Below are 2,426 nucleotides of genomic sequence, written 5' to 3' on the forward strand. Positions count from 1 at the left end.
ACCCCTCCGGGCCGCGCTCCGCGACTGCGGTGCCACGGCGGTCTGAGGCCCGCCCGGCAGGCACCGGGGTTCCCGCCTACCTCCCGGTACGGCCGGTCACGGTGCCACCCGGTGTGCCGCGGGCCGTGCGGAGTGGTCAGCGCCGGACGGCCCCGCTCAGCAGTGTTCTTCGGCTCAGCAGTGTTCGGGGCCGATCGCGTCCAGCAGTTCCGGGTCGATCTCCCCGCCGTCGTCGGCGGTGGACCGGCCGGCCGCGCCGGCCTCCACGTCCGGTCCGGGTCCCCGGAGTCGGTCGAGGATCTCGGTGGCCTCGTCCGAGGGGGCGATGTCGTCGAACTCCGTCCCGATCGCGAGATCGACCGAGTCGTCGTCCCTGCCGTCCCGCACCAACTCCAGGCACGGGTCGAGCAGGTGCACCGTGCGGGCGGCCCGTTCACCCCCGCTGCCGAAGCGGAGCTGTCCGTGGCAGTTCGCCTCGCCCACGGGATAGGCGGGATCGTTGGCCGGTTCGCCGACCGAGGCGAATCCGAGGTCGCGCAGCACCTCGGTGGTGATCGTGGCCTCCCCGCGGGTGTTGTTGGCGTTGAGCACCCGCACCGGGACCTTCGCCGGTGCGATCGGTTCGACGTCGTCCAGGGCGTCGTGGGACAGCCGGGTGAACGTCGTGTCCGGCGGCGGGACCGGTCGTGGCTGACACTCCATCGCCTCGGCCGAGGTCTGGCCGGAGTTCAGTGCGTTGATCCAGACCGCGACCGCGGCGACGCCGAGGACCGCGATCAGCACCAGGGCGGGGACCGGCTTCCGCCTCCGGTACGGCCGTAGGCCCCGCCGATTCCCGGAGCGTGTGCCCGACACCTGCCCGTCCTCTCCGAGACCGCGGCGCGGCCTCCGTCGTTCGTCGTCCGGGTCACCCGGCACCGTCCGACCGAATGCCGGTGCGGCACCGTGTCCGCCCGGGTGCCGATCCGGCACCGTGTCCGACCGGTCGACCCCGCGGGCACGCCCGGTACGTCGACACTGTGCGCGGTGGAGATCCACCGCAAGCGGATGTCACCACGGTGCGCCGCACGGGGACCGTGCGGCGGGCGCGGATGACGCCTACGGCCGAGCGCCCGCGGGCTCCCGCACCGCACCGGGATCTAACCCTGTCGGGTGACGTATTTTAGGGGTTGCGTGACCAGCTTCGAGTCGGGGTAGGCGGTGGGCTACTCTCTCCGGGCTCAGGGGTGACGACGGAGTGTCGATGGAGACCTCCCTCACGCCGGATCCGGGCACAAACACCGACGCTGGAACGTTGTCCAGCGGCACGAGGAACGTCCGGGCGCGGCCCGGGGTTCCGCGAACCTGGTACCGAAGCTGATCGCAGGGGTGAAGGACAATGGCGACCGACTACGACGCTCCGCGTCGCAGCGAAGCCGACGAGTTGGCCGAGGACTCGTTGGAGGAGCTGAAGGCGCGGCGCAATGAGACGCAGTCCGGCGTCGTGGACGTCGACGACGAGGCCAGCGGGGAGAACTTCGAACTCCCGGGGGCCGACCTGTCCGGACTGTCGGGCGAGGACCTCACGGTGAAGGTCGTGCCGAAGCAGGCCGACGAGTTCACGTGCTCGAAGTGCTTTCTCGTGCACCACCGCAGCCGCCTCGCCGAGGAGTCCGGTGGCAATCTCATCTGCCGGGACTGCGCCTGAACCGACCGCCCGTCGCGGACGAGTGCGGTCCACCGCGCGGAACGGGGCGGCGTGGGCACCGGAGGGGGTCCCCGGACGCGACCGGGTGGCCGGGGACGACCCGGCCACCCGTTTTCGTGTTCCGGGTAGTCTCCCGTGCCGTGTCCAGTGTGCGGATCCCGATGTCCCGCCTCGACCCCGACGTCGCGGCCCCCTCCTACGCGCGCCCCGGTGATGCGGGCGCGGACCTGGTGACGACCTCGGACGTGCGGCTCGCCCCGGGGGAGCGGGCCGTCGTGGGGACCGGGGTCGCGGTGGCCGTCCCGGAGGGCTACGCCGGGTTCGTCCATCCCCGGTCCGGGCTCGCGGCGCGGACGGGGCTGTCGATCGTGAACAGCCCTGGCACCATCGACGCGGGTTACCGGGGGGAGATCCGGGTCTGTGTGATCAATCTAGACCCGGCGGAACCGGTCGAGCTGCGTCGGGGCGACCGGATCGCGCAGCTGGTCGTGCAGACGGTGGAACACGCCGAGTTCGTCGAGGTCGATCGGTTGGAGACGACGCAACGCGGAGTGGGCGGCTACGGGTCGACCGGTGGGCACGCCACGCTCGGAACGGAGAGCTAGGTGGGCATTTTCGGACGCAGGCGCAGGAAGGGTTCGGCCGGGGAACAGGTCGAGGCCGGCGACGAGGGCCGGGCCCCGGACGAGCCCGGGGGCACCGACGACGCCGGCGCGGACCCGGACGAGGGGCCGGACGC

3 protein-coding genes are annotated in these 2,426 nt (G+C 72.3%); 2 read left to right on the plus strand and 1 reads right to left on the minus strand.

Annotated features, from left to right (window positions below):
* Nucleotides 1-174: 174 nt before the first annotated feature.
* Nucleotides 175-855 (minus strand): envelope integrity protein Cei, encoded by a 681-nt coding sequence (gene cei, locus SACHA_RS0105925; RefSeq protein ID WP_028662929.1) that lies wholly within the window; start codon nucleotides 853-855, stop codon nucleotides 175-177.
* A gap of 523 nt (nucleotides 856-1,378) precedes the next feature.
* Here cei and SACHA_RS0105930 point away from each other — a divergent pair.
* A complete protein-coding gene (locus SACHA_RS0105930; protein WP_007025470.1) occupies nucleotides 1,379-1,687 on the plus strand; it encodes a DUF4193 domain-containing protein in 309 nt (102 codons plus the stop codon).
* 140 nt (nucleotides 1,688-1,827) lie between these two features.
* Nucleotides 1,828-2,292: a dUTP diphosphatase gene (gene dut, locus SACHA_RS0105935; protein WP_198010103.1), complete on the plus strand. Its 465-nt coding sequence runs from the start codon at nucleotides 1,828-1,830 to the stop codon at nucleotides 2,290-2,292.
* The last annotated feature ends 134 nt before the right edge of the window (nucleotides 2,293-2,426 follow it).

The sequence above is a fragment of the Saccharomonospora halophila 8 genome (assembly GCF_000383775.1).
Lineage (GTDB): Bacteria > Actinomycetota > Actinomycetes > Mycobacteriales > Pseudonocardiaceae > Saccharomonospora > Saccharomonospora halophila.

What these genes read in the sequence shown, in the direction of transcription:
- SACHA_RS0105930 (WP_007025470.1), top strand. Translation starts at nt 1,379, where the DNA reads ATGGCGACCGACTACGACGCTCCGCGTCGCAGCGAAGCCGACGAGTTG.